The organism is Streptomyces sp. NRRL S-1813, from assembly GCF_000719605.1.
Classification (GTDB): domain Bacteria; phylum Actinomycetota; class Actinomycetes; order Streptomycetales; family Streptomycetaceae; genus Streptomyces; species Streptomyces decoyicus.
In genome coordinates, this window is record NZ_JOHB01000039.1 from 31,824 (window position 1) to 51,874 (window position 20,051).

At 71.4% G+C, this 20,051-nt stretch carries 15 protein-coding genes and 2 pseudogenes; 8 read left to right on the forward strand and 9 right to left on the reverse strand.

The window, feature by feature from the left end:
* Window positions 1-17: 17 nt before the first annotated feature.
* Window positions 18-2,081, reverse strand: a complete 2,064-nt coding sequence (locus IF67_RS0134020) for a SpoIIE family protein phosphatase (protein WP_030992303.1) — start codon at window positions 2,079-2,081, stop codon at window positions 18-20.
* Window positions 2,082-2,286: 205 nt separating this feature from the next.
* Between IF67_RS0134020 and IF67_RS0134025 the strand changes: the two genes are divergently transcribed.
* From IF67_RS0134025 to IF67_RS40585, 6 genes are all read left to right on the forward strand, one after another.
* Window positions 2,287-3,156: a TetR/AcrR family transcriptional regulator gene (locus IF67_RS0134025; protein WP_030992305.1), complete on the forward strand. Its 870-nt coding sequence runs from the start codon at window positions 2,287-2,289 to the stop codon at window positions 3,154-3,156.
* 82 nt (window positions 3,157-3,238) lie between these two features.
* Window positions 3,239-4,126 carry a 3-keto-5-aminohexanoate cleavage protein gene (locus IF67_RS0134030; RefSeq protein ID WP_030992307.1) on the forward strand — a complete coding sequence of 296 codons (888 nt, stop codon included), beginning with the start codon at window positions 3,239-3,241 and terminating at the stop codon, window positions 4,124-4,126.
* Between the two features lie 59 nt (window positions 4,127-4,185).
* Complete coding sequence (locus IF67_RS0134035; protein ID WP_030992309.1) at window positions 4,186-5,157, forward strand: 3-hydroxyacyl-CoA dehydrogenase NAD-binding domain-containing protein; 972 nt, start codon at window positions 4,186-4,188, stop codon at window positions 5,155-5,157.
* Entirely contained in the window at window positions 5,154-5,624 is a 471-nt protein-coding gene (locus IF67_RS0134040) for a thioesterase family protein (RefSeq protein ID WP_030992311.1), read from the forward strand. The genes IF67_RS0134035 and IF67_RS0134040 overlap by 4 nt, the downstream gene beginning before the upstream one ends.
* A 156-nt stretch (window positions 5,625-5,780) precedes the next feature.
* Window positions 5,781-6,113, forward strand: a complete 333-nt coding sequence (locus IF67_RS0134045) for a DUF427 domain-containing protein (protein WP_030992312.1) — start codon at window positions 5,781-5,783, stop codon at window positions 6,111-6,113.
* A gap of 301 nt (window positions 6,114-6,414) precedes the next feature.
* Window positions 6,415-7,074 (forward strand): DUF309 domain-containing protein, encoded by a 660-nt coding sequence (locus tag IF67_RS40585; protein WP_078889790.1) that lies wholly within the window; start codon window positions 6,415-6,417, stop codon window positions 7,072-7,074.
* 81 nt (window positions 7,075-7,155) lie between these two features.
* Here IF67_RS40585 and IF67_RS0134055 read toward each other — a convergent pair whose 3' ends face one another.
* The 6 genes from IF67_RS0134055 to IF67_RS0134080 form a co-directional block, all read right to left on the reverse strand.
* Window positions 7,156-8,328 carry a D-alanyl-D-alanine carboxypeptidase family protein gene (locus IF67_RS0134055; RefSeq protein ID WP_107050346.1) on the reverse strand — a complete coding sequence of 391 codons (1,173 nt, stop codon included), beginning with the start codon at window positions 8,326-8,328 and terminating at the stop codon, window positions 7,156-7,158.
* Between the two features lie 209 nt (window positions 8,329-8,537).
* Window positions 8,538-9,773: a cytochrome P450 family protein gene (locus IF67_RS0134060; RefSeq protein WP_030992315.1), complete on the reverse strand. Its 1,236-nt coding sequence runs from the start codon at window positions 9,771-9,773 to the stop codon at window positions 8,538-8,540.
* 159 nt (window positions 9,774-9,932) lie between these two features.
* Entirely contained in the window at window positions 9,933-11,153 is a 1,221-nt protein-coding gene (locus IF67_RS0134065) for an MAB_1171c family putative transporter (protein WP_030992316.1), read from the reverse strand.
* A complete protein-coding gene (locus IF67_RS0134070) occupies window positions 11,146-11,832 on the reverse strand; it encodes a hypothetical protein (protein ID WP_030992318.1) in 687 nt (228 codons plus the stop codon). The genes IF67_RS0134065 and IF67_RS0134070 overlap by 8 nt, the downstream gene beginning before the upstream one ends.
* 4 nt (window positions 11,833-11,836) lie before the next feature.
* Window positions 11,837-12,325 carry a helix-turn-helix domain-containing protein gene (locus tag IF67_RS0134075; RefSeq protein ID WP_030992320.1) on the reverse strand — a complete coding sequence of 163 codons (489 nt, stop codon included), beginning with the start codon at window positions 12,323-12,325 and terminating at the stop codon, window positions 11,837-11,839.
* Between the two features lie 259 nt (window positions 12,326-12,584).
* The gene (locus IF67_RS0134080) at window positions 12,585-13,331 is read right to left on the reverse strand and encodes an AraC family transcriptional regulator (protein ID WP_030992321.1); all 747 of its coding nucleotides are present in this window, start codon (window positions 13,329-13,331) and stop codon (window positions 12,585-12,587) included.
* 53 nt (window positions 13,332-13,384) lie between these two features.
* On the opposite strand from IF67_RS0134080, the gene IF67_RS0134085 reads away from it, so the two are divergent.
* Both IF67_RS0134085 and IF67_RS44030 read left to right on the forward strand, forming a co-directional pair.
* On the forward strand, window positions 13,385-14,617 hold the full coding sequence (locus IF67_RS0134085) for an MFS transporter (RefSeq protein WP_030992322.1): 1,233 nt from the start codon (window positions 13,385-13,387) through the stop codon (window positions 14,615-14,617).
* Between the two features lie 290 nt (window positions 14,618-14,907).
* A complete protein-coding gene (locus IF67_RS44030) occupies window positions 14,908-15,231 on the forward strand; it encodes a hypothetical protein (RefSeq protein WP_158713208.1) in 324 nt (107 codons plus the stop codon).
* An 88-nt stretch (window positions 15,232-15,319) separates the two neighbouring features.
* Here IF67_RS44030 and IF67_RS45395 read toward each other — a convergent pair.
* Window positions 15,320-16,531 (reverse strand): annotated as a pseudogene (locus IF67_RS45395) (DUF2075 domain-containing protein); the annotation flags it as partial.
* A gap of 1,338 nt (window positions 16,532-17,869) precedes the next feature.
* Window positions 17,870-20,008, reverse strand: a pseudogene (locus IF67_RS45865) (SAV_2336 N-terminal domain-related protein); the annotation flags it as partial.
* Window positions 20,009-20,051: the final 43 nt, after the last annotated feature.

Sequence of the window (20,051 nt, forward strand, 5' to 3'; positions counted from 1 at the left end):
GGCTCGACGCCTCCCGGTCAGGAGCAGTTGAACTCGCACCATACGCACTTTCCGCTGCCGCGCGGTTCCACACCCCAGACATCGGCCAGGCGGTCCACGAGGAGCAGCCCGCGACCGGAGACGCCGGCCTCGCCCGGTTCGCGGCGCCGCGGCAGGCTGCTGGAGTGGTCCTCGACCTCCAGCCGCAGCAGCCGTCCGACGCTGTGCGGCATACGGATGTTGACGACGGCCTCGCCGTCGGTGTGCAGCAGCGCATTGGTGATCAGCTCGTCGGCGACCAGCTCGATCTCCTCGGCCCGCTCCGCCGCGCCCCAGGCACGCACCGCGGCCCGGATCATGTGCCGGGCGGCGGAGAGGCCCTCGGGGTCGGCGGGAGCGATGTGCTGGCGGAACCGTCCGACGATGTCGTGCTCCGGGGCACCGAGGCGGCGCAGCAGCAGGAGCGCCATATCGTCCTCGCCGGTCCGCTCGTCCGCCGACTCGCAGAGCCGGTCGGCGAGTTGCTGGACGTCCTGGGGGCCCTGGCGGACCTCGCGGGCCAGCTGCCGCATCCCGTCGTCGATGTCGGTGCCGGGCTGTTCGACGATGCCGTCGGTGCACAGCACCAGGGTGTCGCCGGGGGCGAGCAGGACGGTGGTGACCGGGTAGTCGAGCCGCCGGAATTCGGAGGAGATGCCGAGCGGCAGCCCGCCGGCCACCGGCAGCCTGCGGCAGATGCCCTCGGCGTGCCGGAGCAGCGGGTCGATATGGCCGGCCCGGACGATCCGGGCCGCGCCGGTGCTCAGGTCGGCGTCGACGTAGGTGCAGGTCGCGAAGCGGTCGGTGTCGAGCTCGTTGAGGAAGGCGGAGGCGCGGGCCATGACGGTGGCCGGGGCATGCCCTTCGGAGGCGTAGGCGCGCAGCACGATCCGCAGCTGGCCCATGAGCGCCGCGGCCTGGGTGTCGTGGCCCTGGACGTCGCCGATGACGGCGGCGACCCGGCCGTCGGGCAGCGGGATCACGTCGTACCAGTCGCCGCCGATGTCCCGGCCCATCCGGGCGGAGCGGTAGCGGACGGCGATCTGCGCACCGGCGACACCGGGGATCCGGCGCGGCAGCATGGCCTGCTGGAGGCCCGCGGCGAGATCGTGTTCCTGGTCGTAGAGCATGGCGCGGGCCAGGCTCTGCGCGATGCTGCTGCCGAGCGCGACCAGGACATTGCGCTCCTGGTCGCGGAAGTCGCTCTCCCGCTCGAAGAAGAGGCCGATCACACCGATCGGGCGGCCCTGCGCGATCAGCGGCAGATAGGCGGCGGAGTGGACGTGGAGCGGCTCGATGGCCGGCCACAGCCGGGGGTAGTCGCGCTTGAATTCCGCGCGGCTGCCCACATATCGCGGAGTGAGGGTACGGACCACCTCGCTCATCGGGAATTCGTCCCCCACCCGCGTGTATTCGAGATCCGGCACAAAACTCCCCGCCTTGCCCTCGGAGATCAGCCGGATACGTCCCGCCTCGACGAGCCCGAGGATCACGTTCTCCGCGCCCAGGCGGCTCAGTCCCTGCTCGTCGGCGAGCACCGCGATGACTTCGCCGACCGTCCGGGCGTGTGCCAGGGCGGCGGTGGTGCGCTCGACGACGCTGGTGTGCCGGCGGCGCTCCTCATCGACGGCGAGCCGCTCCGCCGCGTGGGTGTATTCGTGGCTGGCGTCGCGGACCACGCCGATGATGCGGCGGGGCCTGCCGGTGCTGTCCCGGCGGATGCTGCCCTGGCTGTGGGTCCAGCGCAGCTCCCCGTCGCGCAGCCGCACCCGGAAGTACGCGCCGTAGGAGTCGCTGCCGTCCTTGAGCGCCCGCGCGACCAGGGCGTCCAGACGGGCCGCCTCATGGGCCGGGACGCGGCAGCCGAGCGTGGCCGGACGGTCGTCGTACTCGTCCGGCAGCATGTCGAACACCTCGAGGGCGGGCGGGTCCATGTGCATCAGCCCGCTGTCGAGGTCCCAGTCGAAGCCGCCCATGCCGTTGAGGGCCAGGGTCAGGTCCGGGTGGGCGGGCCAGTCGTCCGGCACCGACACGGTGGGCCGCTTCGCTCCCCGGTCAGCCATGCCGTCACTTTGCCACATTCACCCGGATTGCGGCGTGTCCAGCCCGTCCCTCCCTCCACCCCGGGCTTCCTCCACCGCAATACTGACTCGCTCATCAGCAACCTCATCACGACACCCTCCACATCCCACGAGAACAGGCCCTGTGCCACTTCGCCCCTGGCCAGCCCGTTGCGATGTTCTCAACACGCTGTTACGGTCCGGGACCATGAAGGACGCCACCGGAGCCCGGATCACCGATGACGCCGGAGATGTGACGGTCCGTGTCCGCGAGGTGATCGAGCGGCTCGGCTGTAGCCACCGCGAGTTCGCCCGCCGGATCGTGATGGACCCCTCGAAACTGTCCAGATCACTGGGCGGCACCCGGCGTTTCACCCTGGCCGAGATCGTGCGTATCGCCGATATCGGCGAGGTCGACACGGGCTGGCTGCTCGGCGCCCCCGAGCGGCCCGCGACACCGCCCGACCGCGAGCCGGCGGCCGTCCCCGAGGGCGGCCGGCCGCTCCAGATCGTGCGGGAAACCGTCCGGCTGATCGCCGAGCACGGCTTCCACGGCGTACGGGTCGCCGATATCGCAGCCGCCTGCGGTACCAGCCCCGCGGCCGTGCACTACCACTTCCCCGGGCGCGACGAGCTGCTCGAAGCGGCCGTGCGCTGGTGCATGGACGAGGACACCGAACGCCGCGCAGCGGGCCTGGCCGCGGCGCCCGATGCCCGCGCCGAGCTGCTGCATCTGATCGCGCTCCAGACCCCGCGCACCGAGCAGCAGCGCCGCCAGTGGCTGGTCTGGCTCGACCTGTGGGCCCAGGCCGCCCGCTCCACCGCCGTGGGGCGGCTGCACGAGCACTACTACCGGCAGTGGCGCACCACCGTCGCCGATGTCGTACGCCGCGGCGTCGGCCAGGGCGTCTTTCGCACCGTCGATCCGGAGTTCGCCGCGCTGCGGCTGACCGCCCTGATCGACGGCCTGGCCACACAGGTGCTCGCCACCGCGCCGGACAGCACCGGCCCGGACACGATGCACTCCGCGCTGCTGGCCTTTGTGGAGAGCGAACTCACCGCCGCCCCCGCCGGCTGAGGCCGCCGCTCCGCCGCCGCCTCCTCGTACCGAGCCCCGAGCCCCGAGCCCCGAGGCACCACACCCCACCGAAGGGACCCCCGTGAACAACGAGGTCATCGTCACCTGTGCGCTCACCGGCGCCGGCGACACCGTCCGCCGCTCCCCGCACGTCCCCGTGACGCCCGAGCAGATCGCCGCGTCCGCCGTCGAGGCGGCGTCCGCGGGTGCCGCGGTCGTGCACATCCACGTACGCGATCCCGGGACCGGCGACCCCTCGCGCGATCCGCGGCTCTACGCCGAGGTCGTGGACCGCATCAGGCAGACCGGCACGGACGTCGTCATCAACCTCACCGCCGGCATGGGCGGCGACCTGGTGATCGACCCCGACGAGCCGCTCCGGCACCTGCCGGGCACGGACCTGGTGAGCGGCCTGGAGCGGCTCCCGCACGTCGAGGAACTGCTGCCCGACATCTGCACCCTGGACTGCGGTTCCCTCAACTTCGGCGACGGCTCCAACCTCTATGTCTCCACCCCCGACATGCTGCGGGCGGGCGCCCGGCGCATCCAGGAGCTCGGGGTACGGCCCGAGTTGGAGATCTTCGACACCGGCCAGCTGTGGTTCGCCAAGCAGCTGCTGGCCGAGGGGCTGCTGGACGATCCGACGGTCTTCCAGCTGTGCATGGGCGTCCCGTGGGGCGCGCCGGCCGACCCGGGCGTACTCCAGTCGATGGTGAACATGCTGCCCGAGGGCGCCCAGTGGGCGAGCTTCGCGCTCGGCCGGATGCAGATGCCGTGGGTCGCCCAGTCGATCCTCCTCGGCGGCAATGTGCGGGTCGGCCTGGAGGACAACCTCTACCTCAGCAAGGGCGTCAAGGCCACCAACGGCGGCCTCGTCGAACGTGCCGTGCAGATCACCGAGTTGCTCGGCGCCACGGTCGCCACCCCCGACCAGGCACGGGCCCGGCTGGGCCTGAAGCCGCGCGGCTGAACCCCGCCTCCGCTCCCCCGCTCTCCCCCATGCCTCCCTCCACCAGGAGCCGCTCTCCCATGCCTGAAACCACCCCTGCCCCCTGTGCCCCCGAGGACGTACGCCACATCGCCTGTATCGGCGCCGGAGTGATCGGCGGCGGCTGGGCCGCTCACTTCCTCGCCCGCGGCTACGACGTCACCGCCTGGGACCCGGCCGCCGACGCCGAGGAGAAGCTCCGCCGCCTGGTGGCCGCCGCCTGGCCCGCGCTGGAGCAGATAGGCCTGGCCGACGGCGCCTCGCAGGACCGGCTGACGGTCGCCCCCACCCTCGCCGAGGCTGTCGCCGACGCCGACTTCGTCCAGGAAAGCGCCCCCGAGAAGCTGGAGTTGAAGCGCTCCCTGCTCGCCGAGCTCGCCGCCGCGACCCGTCCGGGCGTGGTCATCGCCTCCTCCACCTCCGGCTACCCGATGACCGATATGCAGACGGCGGCCGAGGACGCCGGCCGGCTGGTCGTCGGCCATCCCTTCAACCCGCCGTACCTCATCCCGCTGGTGGAGGTCGTCGGCGGCGAGAAGACGGACCGCGAGGCCGTCACCTGGGCCTCGCGCTTCTACGACGTGGCGGGCAAGTCCGTGATCACCATGGACCGTGAGCTGCCCGGCTTCATCGCCAACCGCCTCCAGGAAGCCCTCTGGCGCGAGGCGCTGCACATGGTCGCGAACGGCGAGGCCTCGGTCGAGGACATCGACGCCTCGATCACCGAGGGACCCGGGCTGCGCTGGGCCTTCATGGGCCCCTGCCTGACCTTCGCGCTGGCCGGCGGCGAGGGCGGTATGGCCCATATGCTCGACCACTTCGGCCCGTCCCTGAAGTCGCCGTGGACCCGGCTGGCGGCGCCCGAGCTGGACCATGAGCTGCGCGACGCCATGGTCGACGGCTGCGCGGCCGCCGCGGGCGACCGCACGTACGCGGATCTGGTCGCCGAACGCGACCAGGGCGTCATCGACGTCCTCCGCGCCACGGGCCGGCTGGGGAGCGCCCGCCGATGACCGCTCACCCGCCGGGCGGTCTGCCCGTCTTCCACCAGACCGTCCAGGATGACTGGATCGACTACAACGGCCACCTCAGCGAGGCCTACTACGTCCTGATCTTCGGCTTCGCCACCGACGCCCTGATGGACGCGGCCGGCCTCGACGCGGCCTACCGCGACCGCACCGGCTGCTCCCTGTACACGGTCGAGGCCCACGTCCGCTATCTGCACGAGGTCGCCCGCGGCAGCGAACTCACCGTCCGTACGACCGTGTTGGGCGTCGGCGGCAAGAAACTGCGCCTCCTCCACGAGATGTTCGTCGGCGCTGCGTCCGGCGCACCGGTGGCCACCGAGGAACTGTTCACCCTGCATGTCGACCAGTCGGCCGGGCGCGCGGCACCCCTGCCCGACGCGAGCCGCGCGTACTTCGCGGGCGTGCTCGCTCCGGCGCCCCCGTGGGCGGGCCAGGGCATCCGCGCGGTGTAGTCACACGTGAGGGCGGTGGAAGGCACGGCCGGGTGGTCCCGCACCCGGCTCCCGGCCATGCCTCGTGCCGGTCGGGCCGGACGCCTCGCCCCGGTGCCATCCTGGAAGGAGCGAGGATCTTCACCACTCACCGAGACTCACCGAGGGGAAGCCACCATGACCGCCACCAAGGGCCATCACATCGAGGTCGAGCAGGGCACCGACCACATCCGCGTCACGATCGACGGCCGGCTGGTGGCCGACACCCACCGCCCGCTCCTCCTCCACGAGACCGGCTACCCCGTGCGCTACTACCTCCCGCCCGAGGACGTACGCACCGATCTGCTGACGCCGTCCGAGACCCACACCGTCTGCCCCTTCAAGGGCACCGCCTCCTACTGGTCGCTTCCCGGCGGCCCGGAGGACGTCGCGTGGGCCTACCCCGAACCGCGCCCCGACGTGGCACGGATCAAAGATCACTTCTGCTTCTACGAGGTCGACTCGGACTGACCCGGGAGCACTGGGCGCGCGTGTCACCGGCCGCGCGCGTCCGCGAGCGCGCGTCTCCAAGGCAGCGGACCCGCGGAGCCGTGGGCCTGGAGCCCCATGGGCAGGGAAGTGCCCCCGTACAGAGGCATGCACCCCTCCGGCGACGCGGGACGCCCCCGCAGCGCACAATCGAAGGGTGAACGAAGCGGAGCACTCCCCCGACGAGCCCGGCGCCTCCCGCGAGACCGGCACGCCCCCCGCACACGACGAGGGCGGCGACCCGGCCTGCTGGCTGGACCAGGTGTGCGAGGCCTGCGGCCGGATCCGCGAGCGGCCCCGCAGTGCGGTCTGCGAGCACTGCGGCGCCGGGCCGGCGGAGACCGCGGCCGAGGAAGCGCCGAGCGTCCCCCGCTCACCTGCCGCCGGCCGGCCCGCCCCGCGCCGGGACCGCGACGAGGAGGGCCGGGCCCGTAACGCCCGTCCGCGCGATGGTCTCGGCCGGCCGCTGCCGTACGGCTCGTCGGGGGTGGCCCGGCAGCCCGAGGGGGTCCCCCGGACGCCCGCCCAGTCGCTGGCCGAAGCGCAGCGGCTGCTCGACGACGGGATGCCGTTCCATGCCCATGAGGTGCTGGAGGACGCCTGGAAGGCGGCGCCGGAGGCGGAGCGGGAGCTGTGGCGGGGGCTTGCCCAGCTCGCCGTGGGGCTCACCCATGCGGCGCGCGGCAACGCCGTGGGCGGTACGGCGCTGCTCGACCGGGGTGCGGCGGCCATCGCCCCGTATGCGGACGCCGCCCCGCACGGGATCGATATCGCGGGGCTGACGTCCTGGGCCGGGGACCTGACCGGCCGTCTGACCGGCTCCGGGGCCGTACCGGCGGCGGACACCGCGCCCCGGCTGCGGGCCACGGGGGACAAAGCCGGGGACAAGGCCGGGGACCAAGCCGGGGACCCGGCCGGGGACGGGCCGACGGCCGACGGATGACGCCGGGCTCCGCCGGGACGAGCGGAGCCGGCCGCCCTTCTCGTACGCACCAGGGGCCGCAGGGACCACCGGCCCGGGTGCCTACGCCGCGCCTCCCCTCTGCCCGCCGCGTCCGCGTGCCTGCCGCCACCGGGCGAGCAGGGCACCCAGCCCGACTGCCGCGACGCCGGCGCCACCCGCCCCCAGGACGAGGGTGGAGCGCCGGGGGGAGCCGCCGCGTGCTTCGGCACCGGTGACGTGGGCGGCCACCGGGCGGAACTGGCCGCCACCGTGGTAGGCGGTGCGTACGGCGTGCAGCGTGCCCACCGGCTGGGCGTTGCCGGCGGTGCCGAAGCCCCAGTCCAGCAGCGAGGCGGCTTCCTTGTAGACGGCGTTGTACTCGGTCGACTGCGGGTTGAGGACGGTGACCAGCAGAGTGCGGCCGTTCTGACGGGCGGCGGCGACCAGGGTGTTGCCGGCCTTGGTGGTGTAGCCGTTCTTCACGCCGATCATGCCGGGGTAGCGGGACAGCCCGTGCGAGCCCACCAGCAGGCGGTTGGTGTTCTCGATCCGGGTGGCGGTGCCGCCCGCGCCGGGGAACGTGGCGCGGGGGGTGGAGCAGTAGCGGGCGAAGTCGTCGTGGGCGAGTCCGGCGCGGGCGAAGACGGTCAGGTCGTGGGCGGAGGACACCTGGCCGGGCGCGTCATAACCGTCCGGGGACTTGACGGTGGTGTCGCGTGCGCCGAGTTTGCGGGCGGTTTCCTGCATCTCCTGCGCGGTGGTCCGCCAGCCGCCGTTCATCGCGGCCAGCACATGCACCGCGTCGTTGCCGGAGCGGAGGAAGACCCCGCGCCACAGGTCGGCGACGGTGTAGCGGCGGCCCTGCTGGATACCGACGAGGCTGCTGCCGGCCCCGATGCCCGCCAGATCCGCGGAGCTGACCTGGCGTACGGTGCCCGCCGAGAACTTCGGCAGGACCGTGACCGCGAACAGCGTCTTGAGGGTGCTGGCCGGGGCGAGCCTGCGGTGCGGGCTCTTCGCGGCCAGCACGCTGCCGGTGTCCGCGTCGGCCACCATCCAGGACAGGGCGCTCAGACCGCTGGGCAGCCTCGGTATACCGGGAGCGCCGGCGACCTGCACCCCGGCACCGGCCGTGGCGGACTGACGGGCCGTCGCGTCGTGGGCGGCGGCAGGTATGGACGTCAGCGACACACCGGAGACGGCGATCAGCGTCATCGCCGCTGCCTTCTTGGACACACGCGCGTCAATTGCCATGCCGTCACGCTAAGAAGCGGCGCGGCAACCCGCAGCGCAGTTGAGCCAGACGGACCACGCCGGGTGCCGCACACCCGGCGTGTCGCAACTGCAACGGGTGCAAAGAAGGACCCGCCCGGTGCGACGGGGGATGCACACCGGGCGGGTCTCAGGAACCTTTCTACCGCATGAGCGAACGGTTATGCCTCAAAAACTTGTTCGTTCGCCGCTTACCAAGCGACGGGGAGCGAAATCAGGCCACGTGACCGCAGCGTCCTGCGGTGCCGCAAATCACCACGCGGGACGTCCAGTCGCAGCCCCGGGAAGCGGCCGAGGAGCGCGTCGAGCGCGATGACGGCCTCCATACGGGCCAGCGAGGCGCCGAGGCAGTAGTGGATGCCGTGGCCCAGCGCCAGGTGCCCTGAGAGGTCCCTGGCGCGGTCGAAAGTGTCCGGATCGGAGAAGCGCGCCGGATCGCGGTTCGCGGACGCTATCGACAGCAGCACGCTCTCCCCGGCCGCGATCCGTACGCCGCCGATCTCCAGGTCCTCCTTGGGGAAGCGACGGATCGACACCGGGGACGGGCCGTCGAAGCGGAGGAACTCCTCCACGGCCGCCGGCAGTTCGGCCGGATTCTGCTGCACCTGGCGGAGCTGGTCGGGACGGTCGAGCAGACCGAGCACGGCGTTGCCGATGAGGTGGACGGTGTTCTCGTATCCGCCGAAGAGGAGGAGGAAGGCGAGCGAGGTCAGTTCGTCCTCGGTGAGCCGCTCGCCGCCCGCCCCGTCGCCCGCACCACCCCCCTGGTCGTCGCGTACCGCGATCAGGTCCGAGAGCAGATCGTCGCCCGGCTCCGCACGCTTGGCCGCGATCAGGCCGGTGTAGAACTCCAGCATCGCCCCGATCGCCTCCTTCATCAGCTCCGGCCGGCTCGGATCCGGGGTGATGAGCGCGTTCGACCAGGCCAGGAAGTCGCGGCGGTCGCTGTGCGGGATGCCGAGCAGATCGCAGATCACGGTGATCGGCAGCGGACCCGCGTACGCAGTCATCAGATCCGCACGGCCGCGCTCCGCCATCGCGTCCAGCAGCTCGTCGGCGGTCTTCCGTACGGGCGCCCGCAGCGCCTCGACCCGGCCCGGGGTGAAGGCCTTGACCACCAGGCGGCGGATCCGTGTGTGGTCCGGTGGGTCCATGTTCAGCAGATTGGCGTCCAGCGCGGGCGGCAGCGCGAAGCCGCGGTAGCCGCCGGGCGCGGCATGTTTCTTGTCCAGGGAGAGCCGCGGGTCGGCGAGGGCGCGACGGACGTCGTCGTAGCGGGTGACGAGCCAGGCGGGGTGCCCGTCGGCGCCGGTGATCCGGTGCACCGGACCGGCCTCGCGCAGCGCGGCGCAGGCGGCGTACGGGTCGTCGAGGAGAGGCGTCACGTCGATGGGGGCGTCGGAGCCGGTATCGGCGGTGTTCTGCATGATCCCGACTTTAGGGGGCGCCTCCCGCGGCCCCGGCCAAGTCCCGTCCGGCACAGGCCGTCTGACGACAGCGGCACCGGTCCCCCGGGACCGGTGCCGCCTTTCAGGTCGGGCGGCCCGGACCCCCGTGCCGGGCCACCCCGTCTTTGTGGTGGTGCCTCAGCCGCGCGCCATCGAGCTGCGCTGGCGCAGCTCGGTGAGCACGGTCTCGATCAACGGCGAGTGGTAGACGTCCGCCACCAGCGCCAAGTGTTCGTACTCCGCGGCGAGTTCGGCCGGTGCGGTGCCGCTGGAGACCACCACACTGTCGGCCCCGTGGGCAGGAACATGGCCCACCGCACGGTTTTCCAGGCCGCGACGGAGCGCGGCGGCCTCCGCGACGGCCGCCAGCTGCCGGTCGTCGAGGGCGACCGCACGGGCCCGCTCACGGGCGATGTCGACGGCGTCGGACTCGACATGGCGGCGGATACCGCGCTGGACGTCCCGGATCTCGGCCATCTGCCGGTTGGCCCGCCACTCCAGATCGGCGAACGGCCACCGTACGGCCCATGCCGAGGCCTCCATCGTGACCTCCGGGGAGCGGGCGGTGACGGTCCGCCAGAGCGGCGAGAGACGGCGCAGCCGGCGCCAGGCGGCGACCCGGGGGCCGGCCGCCGGCAGCGCGAAGCCGGCGAGGACCATGAGCGCCGCGACCGAGGCGCTCATCGGCGCCACGCCGTTGGAGAGCCACAGCGCCGGGTGGCCCGTCCAGGACAGGACGAAGCCGATGACCTTGCAGGCGCAGTAGCCCAGGCCGAGCCAGCAGCCCGCGGCCAGCAACCGCAGACCGCGCGCCAGATACGTCGTGCCGAGCCGGGCGGCGAGCCGCGGGCACAGCGTCCCCAGGGCCGCCGAACTCATGCCGAAAATGGCCAAATACAGCACCAGGAAGAGCATGACTCCGGGCGAGTCGGTGTAGGCGGTGCTGAAGTCGCGGGGGTGCTCGACGGCATCCGGCCTGCCGACCACGAACCCGGTGATCGCCACCGCCCACAGCGCGGCCACTCCCCCGACGGCGACGCGCGCCCTGGTCCGTGCACGGGCCCGCGCGGCCGCGCTCTCGCCCGCCGTCCAGCGCAACAGCAACACCAGCGCCCCCGCGGCGAACACCACGACGGAGGAGTAGAGGAAGACCATGGCGAGGTTGGCCACGCCGGTCAGCCGGTCGAAGGCGCGGTAGATGCTCGGCGCGGAGAAGAGGAAGACCGTGGCCACGCCACCGGTCATCACACAGGCCAGCCCCAGGTCCGCATTGCTGCGGTCGCGGAACCAGGCGACGGACTTGTACCCGACGATCGCCCAGGCGGCGACGCCGAACGACAGATAGATGACATCAAACACGCGGGCCCCCGTCCTCCACGGCGTCCGCACCGATCCCGTCGGAACCGTGGCCGCCGGACGGCGTCCCCTGCCGGCGCCGGAGGTGCTGGAGCGCGGGCCCGAGCGCCGCCACCAGCTCGGCCGCCTGTCCCTCCAGGGGGAGTTCACGCTCGGCCGCGGACGGCGCCACCCGCTCCATCAGCAGCGTGCCGAGCACTTCGGTCTCCCGCTCGGCGAGGTTGTCATAGCCGTGGTGCCGGGCAAATCCCATGGTCAGACCCATGCGCCGCATGGCCGTGGCGACATCGACCGAGGGCGTCCACAGCTTCAGCGCGTCCTCGGTGACCGCCGGGTCCTGGCCGTGGCCCAGCAGGAGATGACTCAGTTCGTGCAGCACGATGTGGGCCTGGTGCCAGGGTGAGGTCTTGAGCTCGTAGAAGACCCAGTAGCCGTCGTCGGTGACGGCCGTCATCCCCGAGACCACTCCGCCCAGGCTCATCGGCACCAGATGGACGGGCCGCGCCACACGTGCGGCGACGATGTCGCACATCCCGCGCAGATCGGTTGCGGCGGGCAGCGCCAGCTCCTTGATGAGCCGCTTGCACCGCCTGCGTATCTGCCCCACTCGCATGCTCGTCCCGTCCTCGTGCCCGGCCCGCTGCCAGGAAGCGAAAATCTGGCCGCGCTCAGCGGTCCGCATCAGGTCACTCACCGCTCCGGTCACCGCCCGGCTCCGGCGGGTCGGCCGGCAGATTCATCTGCTGCCGGAACTGGGAGATGATCGTCGTCAGACTGTCCTGCACCTCCGGCGGCAGCCCGACGGAGCGCAGCGCGATGGCACGCACCCGCTGGTCCCGCATGGCGGCGAGGAAGCGGACCTCTTCCTCCACCCGCTCGGCCTGCGGCTGCGAGAGATCCCCCAGCAGATAACCGCCCGGTACGGCAAAGAACTTGGCCAGCGCGCGCAGCAGTTCCGGGCTGGGATTCGTACGCCGTCCGTTGCGCAGCATCGACAGATACTGCTCGGTGACCTTGACCCCGCCGTACTCCTCGTCCCCGGCGCTGATCTCCTCGGCCACCAAGGCGTTGGTGTACGGCGCCCCGGGCGGATGCATGTTCGCGAAGAGATGGTTGAGCCGCTCCGCGAGCGTGCTGCCCGTCCCGTCGGACCCGCCGTCGCCCCCCACGCCCATGCCCACCGTCCCCCCATCGATCGACCCCAACGAACAGTTAAGGCACCTGAATCGGCGGCCTCATCCTGTCACGGAGGGAACACGGTGCACCAGTCCACTTACAGACAGTAGGGATCGCCCGGCTTAACCGGGAGTTGAGTGCCGGGGTCCGCCGGGGCGTGCACGCTCTCCCCGGGCAGCTCCTGGGGGCGCGACGAGGACATGGCACGCCGTTCCGCGAGGAGCGGCGTCAGGGCCGCCCCCGCCGCCACCCGCCCCGCTACCCGCGGCGGTTGTGGGCGCCCGGGGTGTATCCGTAGGCACGGCGGAAGACGTCGATGAAGGCGCTGGTGGAGGACCAGCCGCAGCGGTGGGCGCCAGCGGTGACGGGAGCGCCGTCGGCCAGCATCTTCAGGGCGTGATAGAGGCGCAGTTGGGTGCGCCACTGGGGGAAGGTCATCCCGAGTTCGGAGCGGAAGAGGCGGCTGAGGGTGCGCTCCCCGGTATGTGTGTGGGCGCCGAGCTCGGCGAGGGTGCGGGGGGCGGCGGGGTTGTCGTGCAGGAGGGCGCAGGCGGCGGCCAGACGCGGATCGGTGGGCGCGGGCAGCTGCACGGGCTGCTGAGGCGAGGCACGGAGCTGGTCGAGGAGGACCGCGCTCAGGCGGTGGCGTTCGGGGCTGTTGTCGGCGGGGTCGCGGGTGTAGGCGAGGATCAGCTCACGCAGGAGGGAACTGACGGCCAGGACGGTGGGCGCGTCCAGCCGCAGCGGGTTGTCGCCGACGGGCAGCCCGAGGGTGTGCAGGTCGAGGTGGCCGTAGGCACGGTGGGCGTGGACGGTTCCGGCAGGGACCCAGATGGCGCGGGTACCGGGGGCGAACCATGTTCCGGCATCGGTGGTGACGGCCAGGACACCGGAGCCCGCATAGACGATCTGGTGGTTGTCATGACGGTGGGCCTCGATGCGTTCGCCGGCCGCCAGGGCCAGCGTGTGGGTCGGCGCGGCAGGGGTGTGGCGGATATTCGGCACACCTTGGCACCTTATCGGAAGCGAGACACCTGGGCGGCGTTGACGATCGAGAGGTGTCGACCAACCAGCCCCCAGCTCCGTCCACCGGAAAATCCCTCAGGCTGCTGTCCCTGGGGCACGCCTGCGTGGACATCTATCAGGGCGCCGTGGCCGCCCTCGTGCCCTTCTTCCTCGCCGAGCGGGCCTATTCCTACGCCGCGGCCTCCGGCATCGTGCTCGCCGCGTCCCTGCTCTCCTCGGTGGCACAGCCGCTGTTCGGCGCGCTGACCGACAAGTGGTCCATGCCCTGGCTGCTGCCGGTGAGCACCCTGGCGGGAGGCGTCGGCGTCGCACTCAGCGGCCTCAGCGGTTCCTATGCGCTGACCCTGGCCGTCGTCGCCGTCTCCGGGATCGGGGTGGCCGCCTACCACCCCGAGGCCGCCCGGATCGCCCGGATCGCGAGCCGCGGCAGCCACAACGCGATGGGCCTGTTCTCCCTCGGCGGCAACATCGGCTTCGCGGCCGCCCCCCTGATGGTCTCCGCCGTCATCGCCACCGGCGGGCTGCGCGCCTCCCCGCTGCTGGTCGTCCCGGCCCTGGCCGGCGCCGCCCTGTGTGCGGCCGCGCTGCGGACCGTCAACGGCACCGGCACGGCCGCAGCCACCGCGTCGGCCGCGGCCCGCCGGGCGGGCAAGGACGACTGGCGGGCCTTCCTCACGATGTCCGGAGCCATCGTGTGCCGCTCGATCGTCTTCGTCGGGCTGAGCGCCTTCATCTCCCTGTACGCCCGCCAGCGCACCGGAGGCGGCGACGTCGCGGGCACCGCGGCCCTGTTCGTGCTCTACCTGGGCGGCGCGGTCGGCACCGTCGCCGGAGGACGGCTCGCCACCCGCTACGGCCGGATCGCGGTGGTGCGCTGGTCCTACGCCCTGACCCTTCCCGCCGTCGCCGGCACGATCCTGGTCCCCGGCCCGCTCCTGTACCTGTTCATCGCCCTGACCTCGGCCGGCCTGTACGTGCCCTTCCCCTTGCATGTCACCCTCGGCCAGGACTATCTGCCCCGCCACGTCGGCACCGCCGGCGGCGTCACCCTGGGCCTGACCGTCAGCGTCGGCGGCCTCGCCAGCCCCCTCATCGGCGCCGCCGCCGACGCCACCTCCCTCCAGACCGCGCTCACCCCGCTCATCGTCTTCCCCGCCCTGGGATGGCTGCTGGTCCGCACCCTGCACGAACCCGAGATGCCCGAAACCAAGACGGCCCCCGCCCCCGCCCCCCAACACGCCATTGCACCCACCTCAAACCCTTGAGCCGAACAGGCCCGGCCGCCACTTCCCATAGCCGTGGCGGCGCACCCCGGGCACGGCGCCCCCTCTCCACCTCGGGGCCGAACAACCCTCACTCCACGGGGATTTCGACCCCGTCGCCCTGCCCGCCCGCACACCTCATCGATCGACGCACACGGAGCTGGAAACCACCGCCGCCGTCCCCCCCCCCGCAACGATGCCGCAAATCCAAGGCCACGCTCCGCCCTCCCTGCCTACGCTGCGCATCATCTGCCCGTAGATCACAGGGAGTTGAGCCGACGGTGCCGGAACCCATGAACGTCAAGCCCTCGGAGCTGCGACCGCCGCGCACGCCGCCGACCCTCTCGCCGACGACAACGACAGCGCCCGAATTCCCGGACAGCAGCTCGGAAAGACACCCGACCGCGGCCCGTACTACAACGACGGGGTCGATCAAGTGGCCCCCGGACGGCACCAACCCTCTCGTGGCCAAGCCGGCGGTTCTGCTGGACATGACGAACGACCGCACGGCATACGCGGTCTCCGCGGAGACCGCGGTCGACTCCGCACAGCACATGGTGCTGCGGGTGAACCTGCCCTGCCATCTCCCGCCCGGCGCCGCACAACAGCAGTTCTGAGCGGCCGTGCCGGCACGTGGGGAGGCAAGAGGCCGGGGTGCCCGAGCATCCAAAGACGAATCAGGGGCCAGGACATCAGAGAAGGCGATCACCTGTGGTGGGCCTCTTGCGCAGGCCGCGGCGTCCCGGCCCCGCCCGCCAACTCATGCAGTTTCGCGCGCGTCTCGGCATCCGTCGAGTAGACGACTGTGCCGACCATGCCGCGCGTCAACAGCACCTTGTACCTGTTCCGAATGAACCGGTCCACTTCCGCGTCCGCCGTGACCCTGGTGAACACCGGGTCCTTCGAAGCCCTACGGTCCGTGACCCACTTTTCGCCACGCCACACCAGATCAGGACCGATGATCACGCCGCCCCAGTCATACTCGAAACCCTGTGCCGCATACACAGTGCCCACCTGGCCGAAGCCCGCCGGGTCGGTCGCCCACAGCGCTCCCGGCGGAGCACCGGCCACCCTACGGTCCCCGGAGACATTCCAGGGGCGCGCCCACTCGCCGATCCGCACGTCGAGCGGGAGCAAATCCCCGGACTCGATCGTTGTTGTCCACCTCCAGCAGAACCCGGCGGTCATCCGGGCTGCGTATCCCTGAGCACGGCAACCCTCCAGGTACGCCTCCAGCTCCCACGGCGAATCCGCCACGGCCAGCTGCATCTTGCCGTCCGGCTCCCACTCCACGGGCCCGTCGCCCTCCAGCCCGAGCAGCCGTGCCACCCACCGCAGGTATGCCTCGCTGCTGCCGCAGCGGAACTGGCCATCCAGCGACACCATCCGCGACTTCAGCCCCTTGGCCGCCGCAGCCGCCCTGATGTTCTCGACTGTCCCTACCTCGCCCGGCCGGACGAGTTGGTGCTCATCGAGCAGGAAGACCGGGACCCTTGCTGCGTCGATCAGCTCGTCGATCTGCCGCTTGCCGGTCCGCTGCGAAGCCGGGGTAAAGCGAGTTACGGAACTCTCGCGGATCCCATGCGCCTCGTCGCAGATGAGTACATCCAGGCCGTTGCTCTCGGCGGACGCGAAGCTGTTGAAGTACCTGAAGAGGTTTCGGACTTCCCGTTTGTGGGCGCCGGCCACCGTGCGCATCGTCGTGGTCACAGCACGGGACCCGGTCGCATGCAGCACCGGGATTCCCTGCCGATAGAGGTCACCGAGCAAGGAGAGCGCGATCACGCTCTTCCCTGACCCCGGGCCACCGGTGACCACGACCACTTCCTTGCCATCCGCGCGTCGCGCCTGACGGACCGCGTCGCGCACCGACTCGTACGCCACTCGCTGCTCGTCCAGCAGCACGAACTGTTCCCGGGGGGTACCGCCCCCCTGGCTCAATGCAGCAATGGCATGGCCAAGTACGGGCTGACGGCGACCTGTTGGACCGTTCGCGTCGGTCAGGTCACGACCTTCCCGGGCAGCGTCGCGTGGCTGCACGGCGCTGCTCGCAGCCCGCGTGCTCTCTGCCCTCCGCGGCAGAGTCAAGCCCTGCCGGCCCCGGCTGCCGGTAGCTTGGGACAACCGCAGGGAATTCTCGCGGCTCTCGGCTGCCCGCTGGTGGTCCCCGAGGTCGTGCCACGCCTTGCCGATCAGGTGGTGCAGGTGGGCGGCCATCGATGACGCGCCCAGTTCTTGGCACATCACGAGGGCGCGCTCGGCCGTGCCGATCGCATCGTTGACTGACCGGGCCTCCAGTTGAAGCAGCGCGAGGCTGTGGAGCGCCGAAGCCTCCGCGAAGAGGTCTGATTCTTCCCGGGCAATGGAGCGAGCCCGTGAGAAGTGCTCCATCGCGGAATCCGCTGCACCTCGTTGCTGGGCGAGGTCCCCCCGCAGCTGCTCGACGAGGCCCAGGGTCGCGTGGTCCGGCAACACGTCATACGGCGCGTCTTCCAACTCCCGCTCTGCCTCGTCCAAAAGCCCGGCGGCGAAGTGACTGTGGGCGAGAGCCACGCGGGCGCGGGCCAGGCTCAATGTCGCGTATGCCGCGGTGGCCGACTCGATGACGGCTCGGGTCGCTTCGCGGTACTGCGACGCGTGCTGAGGAGATCCGGCAAGGTCCCTGAGAAGCAGAAGCACGCCGGCCCGGGTGATGTTGTCCCAAGCATGCCCGTGCTCTGACGCCAGCTCGAACAGCAGATTCGGGGACTGCTCCAGGAGCCCTTCCATGTCCGTGCCGGGCGGTCCGACGGACTCGGATGCGCTCAGCCCCAGCCGCTGGGCGAGCCGGTCACCCGGGCGGGCAGCAGCATAGGCACTCACGGCGGCCCTGCTGTAGTGGTCGAGGAGCCGTGCCATGGCGTCCGACCGCACTTGTGCCGTGGCCTGCACACGTGCGAAGCAACGCACCGCGTCATGAAATCCAAAGTGGCTCCGACCCACATCCGGGTGCTCCAGCAGACCACGCCTGACCAGCACCTCCACCGATCCGACGGCCGCGTCGGCGCTGGTGCCCAGGAGCGCCGTGATCTCCTGGATGGTGAGGTATCCGGCATCGGGCTGGGCGAGACGGAGCAGGTCCGAGTGGAGGCCGGGCTCCAAACGGCTGAAACAGAGTTGGAGGACGGTGTCCAACGCCGAGATCTCCGGGTCCTTGCCTCGCAATCGCAGCGCTATCCGGTTCCCCGGAGGCGTGTCTCCCAGAGCGATCCACTTGGCGATCAGGGCAATGGGGAGCGGCCATCCGTCACAGCCTCGGACCAGCTCCAGAGCCTCGTCGGGCGCGAGGAGGCTCCCCGCTCTCCCTGCCACGTACCGCAGCAGTTCCACCCCGTCGGCGTCATCCAGCGGGCCCAATTGCAGCGCATGGGTCTGGACGCGCGTCAGTGCACTCCTGCTGGTGATGAGCACCGCACAGCCATCAGAATCTGGCAACAACGGACCGACTTGGTGTGCGTCGTGGGCGTTGTCCAAAAGAATCAGCAAACGTCGGCCGGCGACGGTGGCACGGTAGAGCTCCGACCGCTCGCCCCCGCTCGCCGGAATGGATTCCGGCGGAACGCCCAGCGCCCGCAGGAAGCCTGCCAGCACGGACGATGGTGCAAGCGGCCGGGCACTGGCCCCCCGCAGATCCACGAAGAGCCGGCCGTCCGGAAAGTGCTCCGCCAGCGCGTGGGCGGTATGCACCGCCAACGTGGTTTTCCCTGCCCCTGCTTGCCCGCCACGTGCCGCCACCGACACCACGGGTGAGCCCGGCGACGTGAGGAACCGCACCAGTTCCCTGTGCGACCGTTCGCGCCCCACCAAGAGAGGAACAGCCGCGGGGAGTTGCGCGGGAACGCCCCTCCCTGCCTCAGCCGGCTGAAGCGTCGAGGCCTCGTCCGCAGCCAGCCCCAGCAATTCCAGCGTCCTGCGGGACGCCTGCCCGAACGCCTGACGCTCCGCCAGCAGCTCGGCCGTGCTCTCCGGGGCATACGCCACCGAGGGCAGCTGCCCCCCTCTGTCCCCCCGCGAGGACACATGGCGGCTGATCGCTCTGTTGATCCGCCACAGCTCGTGCTCCGCCAGTTCGTGCCGCAGCCGACGCTGTACGGCCTCGGCCAAGTCCAGCTCGACCGTGCCTCCCGCGTCGGTACCGAGCGAGAAGAGTCCGCTGGTGAGGAGTTCGGCGACATCGGCTGTCGTGGCTTCCGGCACCAGCTCCTGGCGGATGAGACGCAACAGGCGCATGCCGAGCCGGTCGAAGGCCGAGCACAGCACAGCGAGTCGCGCAGCAGCGGGCGTGGCCGTCCTGAGGAAGGCCTCGACGCGTGCGTCGGCTCCCGAGGAACGGGAAGGCCGCCGCAACCGGCCACTGGTCCGCCCGCTCGGCGGAACCAGCACAGCGCCACACCCTTCCGGCGCCGCCCGCATCACCGCGCGTGACCAGCGGTCCAGAGAGTGGGGGGACAGCGACAGCACGGGAATCGGATACCACTCGCCACCCACGCTTTCCCGATCAACCGGCAGCAACGGCGGTGTGTCGAACGTCAGATTCGAGTTCCCCGAGCCGGGCGAACGGGGAAAAACCCGTACCGTCGGCAGATCCAGGCCGGTCCTGCGCCAGAGCTTCGTCGGCAGCGGATTCAGCAGCGCGACCGGCGTCGTCACGGACCACTCCCGTAGCTGCCGCCAGACCGCAGGCCCGCGCCACCCCGGAGCGGCACAATCGGACACGACGACTACCAGACGACGACCACCCGGCGCCCGCAACTCTCCGGGCCCCGTCAGCCTGCCCTGCGGATCCCGCAGTTCCAGGCCGCGGTCCACAGTGAGATCGCGCACCTGAAGCGTACGGAACGCCCCCAGCCGATCCAGTACAGCCGTGAAGTCGGCAATGGTCTCCTGCCACACCTGCATCGCGGGGGAACGGTCCACGATGAGCACCAGATCGAACCACCGCTCCGGGGCCGCGGTGAACGCAGGGATGAGCTCTCCGCTGCGCGCATAGCCTTCCACGGTGGCTTCGATGTCCAGCGCATGTCGGCGGCCCTGACGCCACGGTCGCTTCCACGGCCGCAGTGCTCGGGTCACCTCCAGAGACAGCGGAAGACCCGCGGCCCGGGGCACAGCCACCGCATCACCCCGAATCCGCGAGGCTCCCCCCGCCAGGCGCTCGTGCAGCGCACGCGTGCCGGTCTCCGCCCTGGTCTCAGCAGGCGGCGACGCGGTCTCCGCCGCAGGCTGGGGAGCAGGCTCAGGTGTGGCCGGCGGCTCCGGTGGCACGAGCAGTGATTCGGACGCCTCACCGGTCCGGTCGTCGCTCGCCATCCTCGAGGCGAGCCACAGCGCCTCTGCCAACGCGGTGCCATCCATCTCCGGGACCGCGGCCTTCAGGGCGGCCACCGCTCGCTCCAGC